This is a genomic window from Enterobacter cloacae complex sp. SHL009, from assembly GCF_049237205.1.
GTDB lineage: Bacteria > Pseudomonadota > Gammaproteobacteria > Enterobacterales > Enterobacteriaceae > Enterobacter > Enterobacter cloacae_M.
Genome location: NZ_JBMKIW010000003.1, coordinates 320412 through 337450, shown reverse-complemented (window position 1 = coordinate 337450; position 17039 = coordinate 320412). Strand labels below are relative to the sequence as shown.

Genomic DNA, 17039 nt, shown 5'->3' with positions numbered 1-17039 from the left:
GATCTATGACCGTACGCGTAGCGATTAATGGCTTCGGTCGCATCGGACGTAACGTGGTTCGTGCTTTATATGAATCCGGACGTCGGGCGGAAATAACCGTGGTGGCAATCAATGAACTGGCGGATGCTACGGGCATGGCGCATTTGTTGAAATATGACACCAGCCACGGACGCTTTGCCTGGGACGTACGCCAGGAAAGAGATCGACTTTTTGTTGGTGACGACGCTATTCGCGTGCTGCATGAGAACAGCATCTCCGGGCTACCCTGGCGTGAACTGGGTGTGGATGTGGTGCTTGACTGTACCGGCATGTACGGCAACCGTGAACATGGCGAAGCGCATCTTGCTGCAGGCGCGAAAAAAGTCCTGTTTTCTCATCCCGGCAGTAACGACCTCGACGCGACCGTCGTGTTTGGCGTCAACCAGCATGAGCTGCAGGCCGAACACCGCATTGTTTCCAACGCCTCCTGTACCACCAACTGCATTATTCCGGTCATCAAACTGTTAGACGATGCGTATGGCATTGAGTCCGGTACCGTGACCACGATTCACTCCGCCATGCACGATCAGCAGGTCATTGACGCTTACCACCCGGATTTACGGCGCACGCGTGCAGCGAGCCAGTCAATCATTCCGGTGGATACGAAACTGGCGGCAGGGATCACCCGAATTTTTCCGCAGTTCAATGACCGTTTTGAAGCGATTGCCGTGCGCGTCCCAACAATCAACGTCACCGCAATCGACCTTAGCGTAACGGTGAAAAAACCGGTAAAAGCCTGTGAAGTCAACCTGTTGCTGCAAAAAGCGGCACAGGGGGCATTTCATGGTATAGTTGACTATACGGAATTACTGTTGGTCTCAGTAGATTTTAACCACGACCCACACAGCGCCATCGTCGATGGCACGCAAACGAGGGTCAGTGGCGCACACCTTATCAAGACGCTGGTCTGGTGTGATAACGAATGGGGCTTTGCTAACCGAATGCTCGACACCACGTTGGCAATGGCTGCTCAAGGTTTCAGGTAAGACGCATCGTGCGTCTGCAAAACTTTAAGAATCAACGAGAGGATTCACCATGTCTGTAATTAAGATGACCGATCTGGATCTGGCTGGTAAACGCGTTTTCATCCGTGCCGATCTGAACGTACCGGTTAAAGATGGCAAAGTGACCAGCGACGCGCGTATCCGTGCATCTCTGCCAACCATCGAGCTGGCTCTGAAGCAGGGCGCGAAAGTGATGGTCACCTCCCACCTGGGTCGTCCAACTGAAGGCGAGTACAACGAAGAGTTCTCTCTGCTGCCAGTGGTTAATTACCTGAAAGACAAACTGTCCAACCCGGTTCGCCTGGTGAAAGATTACCTGGACGGCGTTGACGTTGCAGCCGGTGAACTGGTTGTTCTGGAAAACGTTCGCTTCAACAAAGGCGAGAAGAAAGACGACGAAACCCTGTCCAAAAAATACGCTGCACTGTGCGACGTATTCGTGATGGATGCCTTCGGTACGGCGCACCGTGCTCAGGCGTCTACCCACGGTATCGGTAAATTCGCAGACGTAGCGTGTGCCGGTCCTCTGCTGGCTGACGAACTGGAAGCGCTGGGTAAAGCACTGAAAGAACCTGCTCGTCCGATGGTCGCTATCGTTGGTGGTTCTAAAGTTTCCACCAAACTGACCGTTCTGGATTCCCTGTCTAAAATCGCTGACCAGCTGATCGTTGGCGGTGGTATCGCGAACACCTTCGTTGCCGCTCAGGGCCACAACGTCGGTAAATCCCTGTACGAAGCAGACCTGGTTGACGAAGCCAAACGCCTGCTGAGCACCTGCGATATCCCGGTTCCAACTGACGTTCGCGTAGCGACCGAGTTCTCCGAAACCGCAACCGCGACCCTGAAATCTGTAAACGACATCAAAGACGAAGAGCAGATTCTGGATCTGGGCGACGTTTCTGCACAGAAACTGGCTGAAATCCTCAAAAACGCAAAAACTATCCTGTGGAACGGTCCGGTTGGCGTGTTCGAATTCCCGAACTTCCGCAAAGGGACTGAAATCGTTGCTAACGCTATCGCAGACAGCGAAGCGTTCTCTATCGCAGGCGGTGGTGACACCCTGGCAGCAATCGACCTGTTCGGTATCGCTGACAAGATCTCCTACATCTCCACTGGTGGCGGCGCATTCCTCGAATTCGTGGAAGGCAAAGTACTGCCAGCAGTAGCAATGCTCGAAGAGCGCGCTAAGAAGTAAGCCATTCAAGGGCAGGGAAACCTGCCCAATTTTCAGCGCGCTTTTAAGAGCTCGCACCTTTTCTAACGGCCGAAGATACAGGACTAAGCAACATGTCTAAAATTTTTGATTTCGTAAAACCTGGCGTTATCACTGGTGATGACGTACAGAAAGTGTTCCAGGTAGCTAAAGAAAACAACTTCGCTCTGCCAGCAGTGAACTGCGTGGGTACCGACTCCATCAATGCCGTACTGGAAACCGCTGCAAAAGTTAAAGCACCGGTTATCGTTCAGTTCTCTAACGGCGGCGCTGCGTTCATCGCAGGTAAAGGCGTGAAAACTGACATTCCTCAGGGTGCTGCAATCCTGGGCGCTATCTCTGGTGCGCACCACGTACACCAGATGGCTGAGCACTACGGTGTTCCAGTTATCCTGCACACTGACCACTGCGCGAAGAAACTGCTGCCGTGGATCGACGGTCTGCTGGACGCGGGTGAAAAACACTTCGCGGCTACCGGTAAGCCACTGTTCTCTTCTCACATGATCGACCTGTCTGAAGAGTCACTGCACGAAAACATCGAAATCTGCTCCAAATACCTGGCGCGCATGGCCAAAATGGACATGACCCTGGAAATCGAACTGGGTTGCACCGGTGGTGAAGAAGACGGCGTGGACAACAGCCACATGGACGCTTCTGCACTGTACACCCAGCCAGAAGACGTTGATTACGCTTACACCGAGCTGAGCAAAATCAGCCCACGCTTCACCATCGCAGCGTCCTTCGGTAACGTCCACGGCGTTTACAAACCAGGTAACGTGGTTCTGACCCCAACCATCCTGCGTGATTCTCAGGAATACGTTTCTAAGAAACACAACCTGCCGCACAACAGCCTGAACTTCGTCTTCCACGGCGGTTCCGGTTCTTCTGCTCAGGAAATCAAAGACTCCGTAAGCTACGGCGTAGTGAAAATGAACATCGATACCGACACCCAGTGGGCAACCTGGGATGGTATCCTGCAGTACTACAAAGCGAACGAAGCTTACCTGCAGGGCCAGCTGGGCAACCCGAAAGGCGAAGACCAGCCGAACAAGAAATACTACGATCCACGCGTATGGCTGCGCGCTGCCCAGACTTCTATGATCACTCGTCTGGAGCAGGCATTCAAAGAGCTGAACGCGGTTGACGTTCTGTAATTTGAGCTGCTAACAGCATCAGAAGGCCCGCAAATGCGGGCCTTTTTTTATGCTTTTTCAATACCCTGCCAGGCCGATTTTTGTGATCTGTTTGGCAATGCTTACGCTTTTTGTTTACCCTTTACGGACCTGCCTGTCTCCATGGGGGATGGATTTTGTGTTTTGGTTTAACAAAAGGAAGAATAAATGGAACAACTCGATGTTGTAGACAGCATCAATAACGCCGGTAACTGGCTGGTGCGCAACCAGGCGCTGCTGCTGAGCTATGCCGTGAACATCGTCGCGGCGATTGCCATTATCATCATCGGGATGATTGTGGCGCGTATCGTATCGAACGCGGTTAATCGCGTAATGCTGGCCCGTCACATTGACGCCACGGTGGCTGACTTCCTCTCCGCACTGGTGCGCTACGGCATTATCGCCTTTACGCTGATTGCGGCGCTGGGCCGTGTGGGCGTGCAGACCGCTTCTGTCATCGCCGTTCTCGGTGCCGCCGGTCTGGCTATTGGTCTGGCGCTGCAGGGCTCGCTTTCAAACCTGGCGGCAGGCGTTCTGCTGGTGACCTTCCGTCCGTTCCGCTCCGGCGAGTACGTTGACCTTGGCGGCATTGCCGGAACCGTGCTGCAGGTACAAATTTTCTCAACGACCATGCGCACCGTCGATGGCCGCATCGTGGTCGTGCCGAACGGGAAAATCATCGCGGGCAACATCATTAACTTCTCCCGTGAGCCGGTGCGTCGTAACGAACTGATTATCAGCGTGGCGTACGACTCCGACATCGATCAGGTGAAGTCGCTAATTAGCAACATCATCGCCTCAGACGATCGTATTCTGAAAGATAAAGAGCAGACGGTTCGCCTCAACGAACTGGGCGCGTCCTCCATTAACTTCGTGGTGCGTATCTGGAGCAAAAGCAGCGATCTGCAAAACGTGTACTGGGACGTGCTGGAGCGCATTAAGCGCGACTTCGATGCCAACGGCATCAGCTTCCCGTACCCTCAGATGGACGTAAACGTCAAAAAAGTCAAAGAAGCCGAATAACTTCTCGCAGGCCCGGTAAGCGCCAGCGCCACCGGGCTTTATTTTTATAAGTACTGCTAATCCCCAATTAATATTATCCATTTCCTCTAATGTAATTCGCGCAGTATAGTCTCCTTCAAGAACAATACTGTGAGAATTTCGTTATGTTATCTTATTATTTTCAAGGGCTTGCCTTAGGTGCAGCCATGATCCTTCCCCTTGGCCCGCAAAATGCGTTTGTGATGAACCAGGGCATTCGCCGCCAGTATCATCTGATGATTGCCCTGCTGTGTGCGGTAAGCGATTTACTGCTGATCTGTGCCGGGATTTTTGGCGGCAGCGCATTGCTCATGCAGTCTTCCTGGCTGCTGGCGCTGGTCACCTGGGGCGGCGTGGCGTTTCTGCTCTGGTACGGTTTTGGTGCCCTGAAAACGGCGATGAGCAGCAACCTCGAACTGGCGAGCGCGGAAGTCATGAAGCAGGGCCGCTGGAAGATTATCGTTACTATGCTGGCGGTCACCTGGCTTAATCCGCATGTTTATCTGGACACCTTCGTGGTGCTGGGCAGCCTCGGCGGGCAGCTGGACGTTGAGCCGAAACGCTGGTTTGCGCTGGGTACGGTTAGCGCCTCTTTCCTCTGGTTCTTCGGCCTCGCCATTCTGGCTGCATGGCTGGCTCCTCGTCTGCGTACGGCCAAAGCCCAGCGCATCATCAACACTCTGGTAGGGCTGGTGATGTGGTTTATAGCCTTTCAGCTGGCAAAAGAGGGGATTCACCACGTTCAGGAATTGTTCAACTAATCCTTGTCTTATGGACAACTGAACAAGACCCGCTAAGCTTGCTGGCATGCGCCCTGTTAATGGGCACTCTTCGCAACATGGAGGAATAACAGTGAAGTTTAAGGTGATGGCCCTGGCGGCATTAGTAAGTTTTGGTGCGGTGTCGGTGCAGGCAAGTGAACTGCCGGATGGCCCGCACATCGTCACTTCAGGCACCGCAAGCGTGGACGCGGTACCTGATGTCGCAACGCTGGCAATTGAAGTCAATGTGTCTGCGAAAGATGCGGCATCTGCCAAGAAGCAGGCTGACGATCGTGTTGCGCAATACCTCTCTTTCCTTGAGCAGAACGGTGTCGGTAAAAAAGATATCAACTCCGCGAATCTGCGTACTCAACCCGATTATGACTACCAGAATGGTAAAAGCATCCTGAAAGGCTACCGTGCCGTGCGTACCGTCGAAGTGACCGTGCGTCAGCTGGATAAGCTTAACTCGCTGTTGGATGGCGCGCTGAAGGCGGGTCTGAACGAAATTCGTTCCGTATCGCTGGGCGTTGCGCAACCGGAAAAATACAAAGACGAAGCGCGTAAAGCGGCGATTGATGATGCCATTCACCAGGCGGAACAGCTGGCTTCTGGCTTTAAGAGCAAGCTCGGCCCGGTTTACAGCGTGCGTTACCACGTCTCTAACTACCAGCCAAGCCCGATGGTACGGATGATGAAGGCTGATGCAGCCCCGGTGTCTGCTCAGGAAACATACGAGCAGCCGACCATTCAGTTTGACGATCAGGTGGATGTGGTGTTCCAGCTGGAGCCAACTCAAACTCAGCAAACTGAGGCGGCTAAGGCGCAGTAATTTGCCCTCACCCTAACCCTCTCCCGCAGGGAGAGGGAATTCAAGCGATTAATCCTGTCTCAACACCTTGTGCCCGTACGCCAGCAGCGCGTCGGTGACGTTGCGCATCATGCGGCTTTCCGGCGCAAACCGGTGCCAGTAGAGCATCCGGCGCTGATACAGCCCCGGCGTCAGGTCAATCAGCTCACCGCTTTTTAACTCTTTCTCAATCTGCAGATGCGGGATCATGCAGCAGGTGGTGCCCTGACGCGCAAGCTGCACAAAGGCCTCAGACGAGTTGACGATATGGCACGGCACGCTGCCCGGTGGCAGATCGAAGTTTTGCTGCAGGAACGCCTGATGCATATCATCCAGATGGTCGAACGCCACGGCAGGGGCTTTCAGCAGCGCGGCGCGGGTGACGCCGTTCGGGAAGTAGCGCTCGGCAAAGGCTTTTGAACCCACAAACAGATAGTCCAGCGCGCCCAGCTGATCGACAAGACAGCTTGGCAAGGCCTGAGGCTGGATACTGACCGCCCCAACCACTTCACCGCGACGCAGGCGTTCCTGGGTACGGGTTTCATCCTCAACCTGTAAATTCAGGCGGATAGGGGAGTCCGCTAATACCGGCGCAAGGGCCGGCAGCAGCCAGGTTGCCAGGCTGTCGGCGTTGACCGCCAGAGAGAGCAGCAGCGGCGTAGAGCCCGTTTGTTCGTCACCCAGCCACTCGTCTTCCAGCAGTTCAACCTGGCGCAGCAGGGCGAGGAGCTTTTGCCCCTGCTCGGTTGGACGTGGCGGCACGGTACGCACCAGCAGCGGCTGGCCGAACATGTTTTCAAGCTGTTTAATACGCTGTGATACGGCGGACTGGGTGATGCAAAGCTTTTGCGCCGCGCGCTCAAAACCGCGTTCACGAATAACTGCATCAAGTGCCTGTAGTGTTCTGTAGTCCGGACGTTTCATTGCTCTGGCTGGCTCCTTAATTTTGCTTATTCTGCACTATGACACAATTTTCCCTTCGTGGCAGACGAATTCCATTCGACGTGTTCTATAATGCGCCCTGAGTTTTCACACCACAGGCAAAACGATCATGACGCAGGATGAACTGAAAAAAGCAGTAGGATGGGCCGCTCTCCAGTACGTGCAGCCGGGTACCATTGTCGGTGTCGGTACGGGATCAACCGCGGCACACTTTATCGATGCGCTGGGCACGATGAAGGGGCAAATCGAGGGCGCGGTTTCCAGCTCTGATGCTTCCACGGAAAAGCTGAAAAGCCTCGGCATTACCGTTTTCGATCTCAACGAAGTGGATCGTCTGGGGATTTACGTTGATGGCGCGGATGAAATCAACGGCCACATGCAGATGATCAAAGGCGGCGGCGCGGCGCTGACGCGCGAGAAGATCATCGCCTCCGTTGCGGACAAGTTTATCTGCATCGCGGACGCCTCCAAGCAGGTCGACATTCTGGGTAATTTCCCGCTGCCGGTCGAAGTGATCCCAATGGCCCGTAGCGCGGTTGCCCGTCAGCTGGTGAAGCTGGGCGGTCGTCCGGAGTATCGTCAGGGCGTAGTCACCGATAACGGTAACGTGATCCTCGACGTTCACGGTCTGGAAATCCTCGACGCGATTGCGCTGGAAAATGCTATCAATGCTATCCCAGGCGTAGTGACCGTAGGGCTATTCGCCAACCGTGGCGCGGATGTGGCGCTGATTGGCACCGCTGACGGCGTGAAAACCATCGTAAAATGATCTGACGGGGGGAGTCCTCCCCCCGCTAAAAAATTTTTGAAAAGCTAAATTCGGTGACTTGTGTCACGTTTTTCCGCCTCTTTTGCCGATCCTGCCGCGTTTGTAAATTTCCATAGCATTTTCCTCTGACATTTTGCTCTGTATGACTTTTCTTCAGAGTGCTGACGCAAACGTTCATATTGCTGCAATAGTTTTTTTTGATATGTTGGCTACAGCGGATTCATATCCAGCACAACATCAGTTCAGACAAAAACAGGGTCGGGTAAATGGCAAAGGTATCACTGGAGAAAGACAAGATTAAATTCCTGCTGGTCGAGGGCGTGCATCAAAAAGCAATCGATAGCCTTCGTGCGGCAGGTTACACCAACATCGAATTTCACAAAGGCGCGCTCGATACCGAAGAGCTGAAAGCGTCCATCCGTGATGCCCACTTCATTGGCCTGCGATCCCGTACTCACCTGACTGAAGAGGTTATTGCCGCTGCGGAAAAGCTGGTGGCTATCGGCTGCTTCTGCATCGGTACCAACCAGGTTGACCTGAATGCTGCCGCCAAACGCGGTATTCCCGTCTTCAACGCCCCGTTTTCCAACACCCGTTCCGTGGCGGAGCTGGTGATCGGCGAACTGCTGCTGCTGCTGCGCGGCATTCCTGAAGCGAACGCCAAGGCGCACCGCGGCGTGTGGAACAAGCTGGCGTCCGGCTCATATGAAGCGCGTGGTAAAAAACTGGGGATTATCGGCTACGGCCACATCGGTACGCAGCTCGGTATTCTGGCGGAATCCCTGGGCATGCACGTGTTTTTCTATGATATCGAAAGCAAGCTGCCGCTGGGCAATGCGACCCAGGTTCAACACCTGTCTGACCTGCTGAACATGAGCGACGTGGTGAGCCTGCACGTGCCGGAAAATGCGTCCACCAAAAACATGATGGGCGCGGAAGAGCTGGCGCTGATGAAGCCGGGCTCACTGCTGATTAACGCCGCGCGCGGCACGGTTGTCGATATCCCGGCCCTGGCGGATGCGCTGAAGCGTAAGCATCTGGCGGGCGCGGCCATCGACGTCTTCCCGACGGAGCCTGCGACCAACAGCGATCCGTTTACCTCTCCGCTGTGCGAGTTCGACAACGTGATTCTGACGCCGCACATTGGCGGTTCGACTCAGGAAGCGCAGGAAAATATCGGCCTGGAAGTGGCGGGTAAGCTGAGCAAATATTCCGACAACGGTTCAACGCTCTCTGCCGTGAACTTCCCGGAAGTGTCTCTGCCGTTGCACGGCGGTCGACGTCTGCTGCACATCCACGAGAACCGTCCTGGCGTGCTGACCGCGATCAACCAGATCTTTGCCGAGCAGGGCGTCAACATTGCCGCGCAGTATCTGCAGACGAACTCGCAGATGGGCTACGTGGTTATTGATATCGAAGCGGATGACGATGTGGCCGAAAAAGCGCTGCAGAGCATGAAGGCGATTCAGGGAACGATTCGCGCGCGTCTGCTGTACTGATAGTGCGGTTTGTGGTGTCGGGTGGCGGCTGCGCCTTACCCAACCTACGCTGAGTATTTGTAGGCCGGGTAAGCGTAAGCGCCACCCGGCTTTATTCTACCAGACCCAGATTTTGCTGGGCGTCACCACTGCCGGCAACGGCACATCCCATTTCTCAACCGGCAACGCCTCCACGCCCTGACAATCATGCGCATAGCCCACCGGCTGCAACCCGTACTGCTGCCAGTTTTGCAGCGTCCGGTCATAAAAACCGCCGCCCATCCCTAAACGCTGGCCCTGTTCATCAAACGCCACCAGCGGTGTAATCAGCACATCCAGCTGTGACAGCGGGAGCACGTCGCGCACGTCGAGTTTCGGTTCGGTGATTTTCAGGCGATTCACCACCAGTTCGCTGTGCGGGTGGTAGTGCAGAAACAGCAAATTACCTTCGCTGAACGGGTGCAGCACCGGCAGATAGACCTTCTTCCCGGCGCGCCAGAGCTGCTCTATCAGCGGTTGGGTATCCAGCTCTCCATCAAATGACAGAAACAGCGCAACGGTGTGCGCCATCACGACAGGGGGATACGCCATCATACGGGCGGCGGCCTGCTGGGCAAAATGCGCTTGCTGATCGGCGGTTAACGCACGGCGGCGCTGACGAATTAACTGACGGATGTCCTGGCGTGAAGCAGAAACTTCTGGGAATTGGGTCATGGTAGTCGGTAGAAGAAAAGAGAGGGAATCTCCGAGATGCCGCCGCAGGCTGTAACCCTTGAACCCTTGGTTCAAGGTGAATGTGTCGTCATGGTTTTAAGGCTTCTCGGACGGACCGAGCATGCTCACCAACCATGGAGCGCCACATTCTTGTGGTATGAAATATCGGCTCAGGGGACTGGCCCGCTTGCGAACATCTCAGAGAAATTTTGTCTTCACAGTTACTCTACCATAGTCAACTGAGAAGTGTTATTCAAACTTTGGTCCCGGTCTTTCGGGATTGCGACCTTGATCAAGCAATGCCTGTTCTATGGTCTGCTGGAGCATTTTAATGCGCTGCTCCATGCTTGCCGCGTAGTCGCGGGTCTTCGCTTTTTCCTGAGTCAGTTCATAGCTGATGTTCAACGCGGCGATGAAAACCAGCTGCTCAGTATTTGTGACTCTAGTGCGTTCTTTTAGATCTTGCAACCGCTGATTCAAATCGTCCGCTGCCTGATTCAAAGCATCCCTTTGTTCAGGTGGACAATTCACTCGCAGTGAACGGCCAAAAATCTGGAGATCGACGGGTTGTGCAGACATGCCACCTTCCTGCTGATTGACTGCGCTGCCTTCGCTTACTGCCCCGGGGGCTGCGAAGGGGCGACACTATAGCTACCCTGATGTGAAGATACAAGCCCTTTTCTGGTATCACCAGGGTCCAAAGTGGTAGCATATCATGAAACTTCCCCCCTTTGATGACGAATGCTCATGTCTATACAGAACGAAATGCCTGGTTACAAGGATTTAAACCAGTTACTGAACCAGCAGGGAATCGGTTTAACCCCTGCCGAAATGCACGGTCTGATCAGTGGCATGCTGTGCGGCGGAAACAGCGACAGCTCATGGCAGCCGCTGATCCACGACCTCACGAATGAAGGGCTGGCGTTTGGTCACGAGCTGGCGGAAGCGCTGCGTAAAATGCACGCTGCAACCAGCGATTCGCTGGAAGACGATGGCTTCCTTTTTCAGCTTTATCTGCCTGAAGGCGACGACGTCAGCGTGTTCGATCGCGCCGATGCGCTGGCCGGCTGGGTAAACCACTATCTGCTGGGGCTGGGCGTGACGCAGCCTAAACTGGATAAAGTGACCGGCGAAGCGGGTGAGGCGATCGACGACCTGCGTAACATCGCCCAGCTCGGCTACGATGAAGACGAAGACCAGGAAGAGCTGGAAATGTCTCTTGAAGAGATTATCGAGTACGTGCGCGTGGCGGCTCTGCTGTGCCACGACAACTTCACGCGCTCTCAGCCGACCGCGCCGGAAGTCCGCAAGCCAACCTTACATTAAGAAAAACAACGCACAGGAGGGTGTCATGGTTATCTCGAGTCAAGAGTATTCGCGCCGCCGTCAGGCGCTGCTGGCAACAATGCAGCCGGGCAGCGCCGCGCTGATTTTTGCTGCGCCCGAAGTTACGCGCAGCGCCGACAGCGAATATCCCTATCGCCAGAGCAGCGATTTCTGGTACTTCACCGGCTTTAACGAGCCGGAAGCGGTGCTGGTGCTGATTAAGAGCAATGACACCCACAACCACAGCGTGATTTTCAACCGCGTGCGCGATCTGACAGCCGAAATCTGGTTTGGCCGCCGCCTGGGCCAGGAGGCCGCACCGGCGAAGCTGGGCGTTGACCGCGCGCTGGCGTTTAGCGAAATCAACCAGCAGCTCTATCAGCTGCTTAACGGCCTCGACGTGCTCTATCACGCGCAGGGTGAATATGCCTACGCCGATGAGATTGTTTTCACCGCGCTGGATAAGCTGCGCAAAGGCTCGCGGCAGAACCTGTCCGCGCCGGCCACGCTGACGGACTGGCGTCCGGTGGTGCATGAGATGCGCCTGTTCAAGTCTGAAGAAGAGCTGAATTTGATGCGTCGTGCGGGCGAAATCAGCGCCCTGGCGCACACCCGCGCCATGGAAAAGTGCCGTCCTGGGCTGTTCGAATACCAGCTGGAAGGCGAAATTCATCACGAATTTAACCGCCACGGCGCGCGTTATCCCTCCTACAACACCATTGTTGGCGGCGGAGAAAACGGCTGCATTCTGCACTACACCGAAAACGAAAGCGCGCTGCGCGACGGCGATCTGGTGCTGATTGACGCCGGTTGCGAATACCAGGGCTACGCGGGGGACATCACCCGTACTTTCCCGGTGAACGGTAAATTCTCACCGGCACAGCGCGCCATTTATGACATCGTTCTCGAGTCGCTTGAGACGGCGCTCAGGCTGTATCGTCCCGGAACCTCCATGCAGGAAGTGACCGGTGAAGTGGTGCGCATCATGATTACCGGCCTGGTCAGGGTCGGGATCCTGAAAGGGGAGGTCGACACTCTGATCGCTGAAAATGCGCATCGACCGTATTTCATGCACGGCCTGAGCCACTGGCTGGGGCTGGATGTGCATGACGTTGGCGCGTACGGCGCCGACCGTTCGCGCGTGCTGGAGCCGGGCATGGTGTTAACCGTGGAGCCAGGCCTGTATATCGCGCCGGATGCCGACGTGCCTGAGGAGTACCGCGGGATTGGCATTCGTATTGAAGATGACATCGTTATTACCGAAACCGGTAACGAAAACCTGACCGCGAGCGTCGTGAAAAACGCTGACGATATCGAGGCGCTGATGGCAGCGGCACGCGCATGAGCGTGATTATCGTTGGCGGCGGCATGACCGGGGCCACGCTGGCGCTGGCCATTTCACATTTGACGAAGGGGCAGCTTGCGGTGCACCTGGTGGAAGCCGTCGCGCCGCAGGCAAAGAATCATCCCGGTTTTGATTCCCGCGCTATTGCCCTGGCGCAGGGTACCTGCCAGCAGCTGTCCCGTATTGGCATCTGGCAGGCGATCGCTGACCGCGCCACGGCAATTAAAACCGTTCACGTAAGCGATCGCGGCCATGCTGGCTTTGTCACGCTGGACGCGCAGGATTACCGCATTGACGCGCTGGGTCAGGTTGTTGAGCTGCACGACGTCGGATTGCGTCTGTTCCGCCTGCTCCAGGATGCGCCGGGCGTCACGCTGCATTGTCCGGCGCGCGTGGCCGGCGTGAGCCGCAGCGAGGAGTCGGTCAGCGTAACGCTGGAAAACGGCACCGTGCTTGAAGGCCAGCTTCTGGTCGCCGCGGACGGCTCGCGCTCATCGCTCGGCGCCCAGTGCGGCGTGGAGTGGCGTCAGCAGCCTTACGGGCAGGTTGCGGTCATTGCCAACGTCTCTACCGCAGCTGAACACCACGGCAGGGCGTTTGAACGCTTTACGCAGCATGGCCCGCTGGCGATGCTGCCGATGTCGGACGGGCGCTGTTCCCTGGTCTGGTGTCATCCGCAGGATAAGGCTGAAGAGGTTAAAGCCTGGTCAGACGAACGTTTTTGTACCGAGCTGCAGAAGGCCTTTGGCTGGCGGCTGGGGCGTATTACCCATGCGGGCCAGCGGGCAGTCTACCCGCTTTCGCTGACGACAGCGTCTCAGTCCATCTCCCATCGTCTGGCGCTTGTCGGTAATGCCGCGCAGACGCTGCACCCCATCGCGGGGCAAGGGTTTAACCTTGGCCTGCGGGATGTCATGAGCCTGGCGGAAACCCTTTCGCAGGCGTGGGGTGAGCAAAAAGATTGCGGCGCTTATTCGGTGCTAAGCCATTACCAGAAGCGACGTCAGGCCGATAAAGAGGCGACAATCGGCGTTACCGACGGCTTAGTCCATCTCTTTGCCAATCGCTGGGCGCCGCTGGTAGCAGGTCGCAACCTCGGGCTGATGGCGATGGAATTATTCATTCCGGCACGTGACGTGCTGGCGCAGCGGACTCTTGGTTGGGTCGCGCGTTAAGGAGTTATCACCGTGCAAAATGTTGATGTCGCCATCGTTGGCGGCGGTATGGTCGGACTGGCGCTGGCCTGCGGTTTACAGGGCAGCGGCCTGCGCGTGGCGGTGCTGGAGCAAAAGCAGCCTCAGCCCGTTGCGCCAGATGCTCCGCCGGAACTCCGCGTCTCGGCGATCAATGCCGCCAGCGAGAAATTGCTGACGCACCTTGGCGTCTGGGCAGATATTGTGGCGCAGCGCGCCAGCTGCTATCACGGCATGGAAGTGTGGGATAAAGACAGCTTTGGTCATATTGCTTTTGATGATGAAAGCATGGGCTATAGCCATCTGGGCCATATCATCGAAAACGCGGTGATCCACCACGCGCTGTGGCAGAAAGCACAGCAGTGCAGTGACGTGACCCTGATTGCGCCTGCGCAGATCCAGCAGGTGGCATGGGGCGAAAACGAGGCGTTTATCACCCTGCAGAGCGGCGACATGCTGACCGCGCGTCTGGTGGTCGGTGCTGACGGTGCGAACTCCTGGCTGCGCAACAAAGCCGATATCCCGCTGACCTTCTGGGATTACCGCCATCATGCTCTGGTGGCAACGATCCGAACAGAGGAGCCGCACGGCGGCGTGGCGCGGCAGATTTTCCACAACGACGGCATTCTGGCGTTCCTGCCGCTTGCCGATCCGCACCTGTGCTCGATTGTCTGGTCCCTGGTGCCGGAGAAAGCCCAGCAGATGCACGAAGCGACGCCGGAGGCCTTTAACCAGGCGCTGTGCATGGCGTTTGATAACCGCCTTGGCTTATGCGCCCTTGAAAGCGAGCGGCAGGTGTTCCCGTTAACCGGCCGCTACGCGCGTCAGTTTGCGGCGCACCGTCTGGCGCTGGTCGGTGATGCGGCGCATACCATTCATCCGCTGGCCGGGCAGGGCGTCAACCTTGGCTTTATGGACGCGGCGGAGCTGGTTGAGGAACTGCGTCGCCTGCACCGCGAAGGCAAAGATATCGGTCAGCATCTGTACCTGCGTCGCTACGAGCGTAGCCGCAAGCACAGTGCGGCGATGATGCTGGCGGGCATGCAGGGCTTTCGCGAGCTGTTTGCCGGCGCGAATCCGGCGAAAAAACTGCTGCGCGATATTGGTCTTAAACTGGCTGATACGCTTCCTGGCGTCAAACCTCAACTTCTTCGCCAGGCGATGGGTCTTAACGATCTTCCCGACTGGTTACGCTAATCTCGATCCCCGTCACACTTTATTTTCCCGGCCTCTGCGCCGGGGAAATTCCCTCGTTTGAAATATTCTAATTTCACGTCATTTTTCGCATTAGAAAATCTAATCTACGAGATTTTATGTTACGGAAATTCGGCCCGTTTTTCCGCACGAAATATCACCATGTGCTAAATCCTGTTAGATCATTGTTAATTTTGTGCGGTGTTAATCGCATTTTTCCAGTGAATAACTCTGTAGGCTTTTTAGCGTTTTTTGGTCATAAGCTAATGTAATGACCCGTTTTACCTTATGGTTAACCGCCGGTTTCGGTGGTAAGTTCGGGTAAAAGAGAACGTTTGCGTCGGCGCCAGGTAACGGGGCCGACACCGGGTTTCACGGTGAATTTTTCAACGAGGACAAGATGGCTCAACAGACTCCTTTGTACGAACAACACGTGTTATGCGGCGCCCGCATGGTGGACTTCCATGGCTGGATGATGCCGCTGCACTACGGCTCGCAGATTGATGAGCACCACGCGGTGCGCACCGATGCCGGTATGTTCGACGTGTCCCACATGACGATTGTCGATCTGCGCGGTAGCCGCACCCGGGAGTTTTTGCGTTATCTGCTGGCAAATGACGTCGCCAAACTGAAGACGCCGGGTAAAGCGCTCTACACCGGCATGCTGAATGCCTCGGGCGGCGTGATTGATGACCTTATCGTCTACTACTTCACTGAAGATTTCTTCCGCCTCGTTGTCAACTCTGCCACCCGCGAAAAAGACCTCTCCTGGATCACCCAACACGCCGAACCTTATGCCATCGACATCACCGTCCGTGACGACCTGTCGCTGATCGCCGTACAGGGGCCGAACGCGCAGGCGAAAGCCGCGTCTCTGTTTAACGACGAGCAACGCAAAGCAACCGAAGGCATGAAGCCGTTCTTCGGCGTGCAGGCGGGCGATCTGTTTATCGCCACCACCGGCTACACCGGTGAAGCGGGCTACGAAATTGCCATGCCGAACGAGAAGGCCGCTGATTTCTGGCGTGCGCTGGTGGAAGCGGGCGTGAAGCCTGCGGGTCTGGGCGCGCGTGATACGCTGCGTCTGGAAGCGGGGATGAACCTCTACGGTCAGGAGATGGACGAAGGCGTCTCTCCGCTGGCCGCCAATATGGGCTGGACCATTGCATGGGAACCGGCTGACCGTGACTTTATTGGCCGTGAAGCGCTGGAGATGCAGCGCGAGAAGGGCACTGAACAGCTGGTGGGTCTGGTGATGACCGAGAAGGGCGTGCTGCGCGGTGAACTGCCGGTGCGCTTTACCGATGCTGACGGCAATCCTCGCGAAGGCGTGATCACCAGCGGTACCTTCTCCCCGACGCTGGGCTACAGTATTGCACTGGCACGCGTGCCGGCGGGCATTGGCGAAACGGCGGTGGTGCAAATCCGCAACCGCGAAATGTCGGTCAACGTGACCAAACCGATTTTTGTTCGCGCCGGTAAGCCGGTCGCCTAATCATTTTTATCAGGAGAACTTCAATGAGTAATGTGCCAGCAGAACTGAAATACAGCAAAGAACACGAGTGGCTGCGCAAAGAGGCGGACGGCACTTACACCGCAGGGATCACCGAGCACGCGCAAGAGCTGCTGGGCGACATGGTGTTTGTTGACCTGCCTGACGTGGGCACGACCGTTAGCGCGGGCGACGACTGCGCCGTGGCGGAGTCCGTAAAAGCGGCATCTGACATCTATGCCCCTGTGAGCGGCGAAATCGTTGCCGTCAACGACGCGCTGAGCGATTCGCCAGAGTTGGTGAACAGCGAGCCTTATGAAGGCGGCTGGATCTTCAAGATCAAAGCCAGCGACGAATCTCAGGTTGCCGCGCTGCTGGATGCGACCGCGTACGAAGCACTGTTAGAAGACGAGTAATCGTTTATCCCCCTCTCCTTTCGGGAGAGGGCAGGGGCGAGGGTGCCCATCTTCCCCTCGCCCTAACCCTCTCCCAGAGGGAGAGGGAAC

17 protein-coding genes and 1 other RNA gene are annotated in these 17039 nt (G+C 56.1%); 14 read left to right on the top strand and 4 right to left on the bottom strand.

What is annotated here, in order from left to right; all coding sequences use genetic code 11:
- The first annotated feature begins 5 nt into the window (after nucleotides 1-5).
- The 6 genes from epd to ACOTZC_RS10315 all read left to right on the top strand — a co-directional run bounded on the left by epd (nucleotide 6) and on the right by ACOTZC_RS10315 (nucleotide 6062).
- Nucleotides 6-1025, top strand: a complete 1020-nt coding sequence (epd, locus tag ACOTZC_RS10340; RefSeq protein WP_421635757.1) for an erythrose-4-phosphate dehydrogenase — start codon at nucleotides 6-8, stop codon at nucleotides 1023-1025.
- A gap of 49 nt (nucleotides 1026-1074) precedes the next feature.
- Nucleotides 1075-2238 (top strand): phosphoglycerate kinase, encoded by a 1164-nt coding sequence (gene pgk, locus ACOTZC_RS10335; RefSeq protein WP_024906565.1) that lies wholly within the window; start codon nucleotides 1075-1077, stop codon nucleotides 2236-2238.
- A gap of 92 nt (nucleotides 2239-2330) precedes the next feature.
- Entirely contained in the window at nucleotides 2331-3410 is a 1080-nt protein-coding gene (fbaA, locus tag ACOTZC_RS10330; protein WP_045355614.1) for a class II fructose-bisphosphate aldolase, read from the top strand.
- 186 nt (nucleotides 3411-3596) lie between these two features.
- Nucleotides 3597-4451: a small-conductance mechanosensitive channel MscS gene (mscS, locus tag ACOTZC_RS10325; protein ID WP_045355613.1), complete on the top strand. Its 855-nt coding sequence runs from the start codon at nucleotides 3597-3599 to the stop codon at nucleotides 4449-4451.
- Nucleotides 4452-4594: 143 nt separating this feature from the next.
- The gene (gene argO / locus ACOTZC_RS10320; protein ID WP_047173568.1) at nucleotides 4595-5230 is read left to right on the top strand and encodes an arginine exporter ArgO; all 636 of its coding nucleotides are present in this window, start codon (nucleotides 4595-4597) and stop codon (nucleotides 5228-5230) included.
- 91 nt (nucleotides 5231-5321) lie between these two features.
- Nucleotides 5322-6062: an oxidative stress defense protein gene (locus ACOTZC_RS10315; protein ID WP_023309114.1), complete on the top strand. Its 741-nt coding sequence runs from the start codon at nucleotides 5322-5324 to the stop codon at nucleotides 6060-6062.
- Nucleotides 6063-6110: 48 nt separating this feature from the next.
- Here the strand turns inward: ACOTZC_RS10315 and argP are convergent, their stop codons facing one another.
- Nucleotides 6111-7004, bottom strand: a complete 894-nt coding sequence (argP, locus tag ACOTZC_RS10310) for a DNA-binding transcriptional regulator ArgP (RefSeq protein WP_008499727.1) — start codon at nucleotides 7002-7004, stop codon at nucleotides 6111-6113.
- Nucleotides 7005-7131: 127 nt separating this feature from the next.
- Between argP and rpiA the strand changes: the two genes are divergently transcribed.
- Both rpiA and serA read left to right on the top strand, forming a co-directional pair.
- Nucleotides 7132-7791, top strand: a complete 660-nt coding sequence (rpiA, locus tag ACOTZC_RS10305) for a ribose-5-phosphate isomerase RpiA (RefSeq protein ID WP_014885151.1) — start codon at nucleotides 7132-7134, stop codon at nucleotides 7789-7791.
- A gap of 266 nt (nucleotides 7792-8057) precedes the next feature.
- Nucleotides 8058-9290: a phosphoglycerate dehydrogenase gene (gene serA / locus ACOTZC_RS10300; RefSeq protein ID WP_023309113.1), complete on the top strand. Its 1233-nt coding sequence runs from the start codon at nucleotides 8058-8060 to the stop codon at nucleotides 9288-9290.
- A gap of 96 nt (nucleotides 9291-9386) precedes the next feature.
- Here the strand turns inward: serA and ACOTZC_RS10295 are convergent, their stop codons facing one another.
- The 3 genes from ACOTZC_RS10295 to zapA all read right to left on the bottom strand — a co-directional run bounded on the left by ACOTZC_RS10295 (nucleotide 9387) and on the right by zapA (nucleotide 10562).
- On the bottom strand, nucleotides 9387-9983 hold the full coding sequence (locus ACOTZC_RS10295) for a 5-formyltetrahydrofolate cyclo-ligase (protein WP_126303075.1): 597 nt from the start codon (nucleotides 9981-9983) through the stop codon (nucleotides 9387-9389).
- Nucleotides 9984-10007: 24 nt separating this feature from the next.
- Nucleotides 10008-10191: non-coding RNA, 6S RNA (gene ssrS, locus ACOTZC_RS10290), on the bottom strand.
- Between the two features lie 41 nt (nucleotides 10192-10232).
- Nucleotides 10233-10562, bottom strand: coding sequence for a cell division protein ZapA (gene zapA, locus ACOTZC_RS10285; protein ID WP_006811891.1), 330 nt, complete (start codon nucleotides 10560-10562; stop codon nucleotides 10233-10235).
- Nucleotides 10563-10730: 168 nt separating this feature from the next.
- Between zapA and ACOTZC_RS10280 the strand changes: the two genes are divergently transcribed.
- From ACOTZC_RS10280 to gcvH, 6 genes are all read left to right on the top strand, one after another.
- The gene (locus tag ACOTZC_RS10280; RefSeq protein WP_023333316.1) at nucleotides 10731-11309 is read left to right on the top strand and encodes a YecA family protein; all 579 of its coding nucleotides are present in this window, start codon (nucleotides 10731-10733) and stop codon (nucleotides 11307-11309) included.
- A 31-nt stretch (nucleotides 11310-11340) separates the two neighbouring features.
- Nucleotides 11341-12654 (top strand): Xaa-Pro aminopeptidase, encoded by a 1314-nt coding sequence (pepP, locus tag ACOTZC_RS10275; protein ID WP_421635769.1) that lies wholly within the window; start codon nucleotides 11341-11343, stop codon nucleotides 12652-12654.
- On the top strand, nucleotides 12651-13829 hold the full coding sequence (gene ubiH, locus ACOTZC_RS10270) for a 2-octaprenyl-6-methoxyphenyl hydroxylase (RefSeq protein ID WP_248193981.1): 1179 nt from the start codon (nucleotides 12651-12653) through the stop codon (nucleotides 13827-13829). Before pepP ends, ubiH begins: the two co-directional genes overlap by 4 nt.
- A 12-nt stretch (nucleotides 13830-13841) precedes the next feature.
- On the top strand, nucleotides 13842-15044 hold the full coding sequence (gene ubiI / locus ACOTZC_RS10265; protein WP_045405024.1) for an FAD-dependent 2-octaprenylphenol hydroxylase: 1203 nt from the start codon (nucleotides 13842-13844) through the stop codon (nucleotides 15042-15044).
- A gap of 397 nt (nucleotides 15045-15441) precedes the next feature.
- Nucleotides 15442-16536 (top strand): glycine cleavage system aminomethyltransferase GcvT, encoded by a 1095-nt coding sequence (gene gcvT / locus ACOTZC_RS10260; RefSeq protein WP_163354183.1) that lies wholly within the window; start codon nucleotides 15442-15444, stop codon nucleotides 16534-16536.
- Nucleotides 16537-16559: 23 nt separating this feature from the next.
- Complete coding sequence (gene gcvH, locus ACOTZC_RS10255) at nucleotides 16560-16949, top strand: glycine cleavage system protein GcvH (RefSeq protein ID WP_421635756.1); 390 nt, start codon at nucleotides 16560-16562, stop codon at nucleotides 16947-16949.
- The last annotated feature ends 90 nt before the right edge of the window (nucleotides 16950-17039 follow it).

Excerpts from the sequence above, each read along its gene's own strand:
- epd (WP_421635757.1), top strand. The coding sequence starts at position 6 with ATGACCGTACGCGTAGCGATTAATGGCTTCGGTCGCATCGGACGTAAC.
- pgk (WP_024906565.1), top strand. The coding sequence starts at position 1,075 with ATGTCTGTAATTAAGATGACCGATCTGGATCTGGCTGGTAAACGCGTT.
- fbaA (WP_045355614.1), top strand. The coding sequence starts at position 2,331 with ATGTCTAAAATTTTTGATTTCGTAAAACCTGGCGTTATCACTGGTGAT.
- mscS (WP_045355613.1), top strand. The coding sequence starts at position 3,597 with ATGGAACAACTCGATGTTGTAGACAGCATCAATAACGCCGGTAACTGG.
- argO (WP_047173568.1), top strand. The coding sequence starts at position 4,595 with ATGTTATCTTATTATTTTCAAGGGCTTGCCTTAGGTGCAGCCATGATC.
- argP (WP_008499727.1), bottom strand. The coding sequence starts at position 7,004 with ATGAAACGTCCGGACTACAGAACACTACAGGCACTTGATGCAGTTATT.
- rpiA (WP_014885151.1), top strand. The coding sequence starts at position 7,132 with ATGACGCAGGATGAACTGAAAAAAGCAGTAGGATGGGCCGCTCTCCAG.
- serA (WP_023309113.1), top strand. The coding sequence starts at position 8,058 with ATGGCAAAGGTATCACTGGAGAAAGACAAGATTAAATTCCTGCTGGTC.
- ACOTZC_RS10295 (WP_126303075.1), bottom strand. The coding sequence starts at position 9,983 with ATGACCCAATTCCCAGAAGTTTCTGCTTCACGCCAGGACATCCGTCAG.
- zapA (WP_006811891.1), bottom strand. The coding sequence starts at position 10,562 with ATGTCTGCACAACCCGTCGATCTCCAGATTTTTGGCCGTTCACTGCGA.
- ACOTZC_RS10280 (WP_023333316.1), top strand. The coding sequence starts at position 10,731 with ATGTCTATACAGAACGAAATGCCTGGTTACAAGGATTTAAACCAGTTA.
- ubiH (WP_248193981.1), top strand. The coding sequence starts at position 12,651 with ATGAGCGTGATTATCGTTGGCGGCGGCATGACCGGGGCCACGCTGGCG.
- gcvT (WP_163354183.1), top strand. The coding sequence starts at position 15,442 with ATGGCTCAACAGACTCCTTTGTACGAACAACACGTGTTATGCGGCGCC.
- gcvH (WP_421635756.1), top strand. The coding sequence starts at position 16,560 with ATGAGTAATGTGCCAGCAGAACTGAAATACAGCAAAGAACACGAGTGG.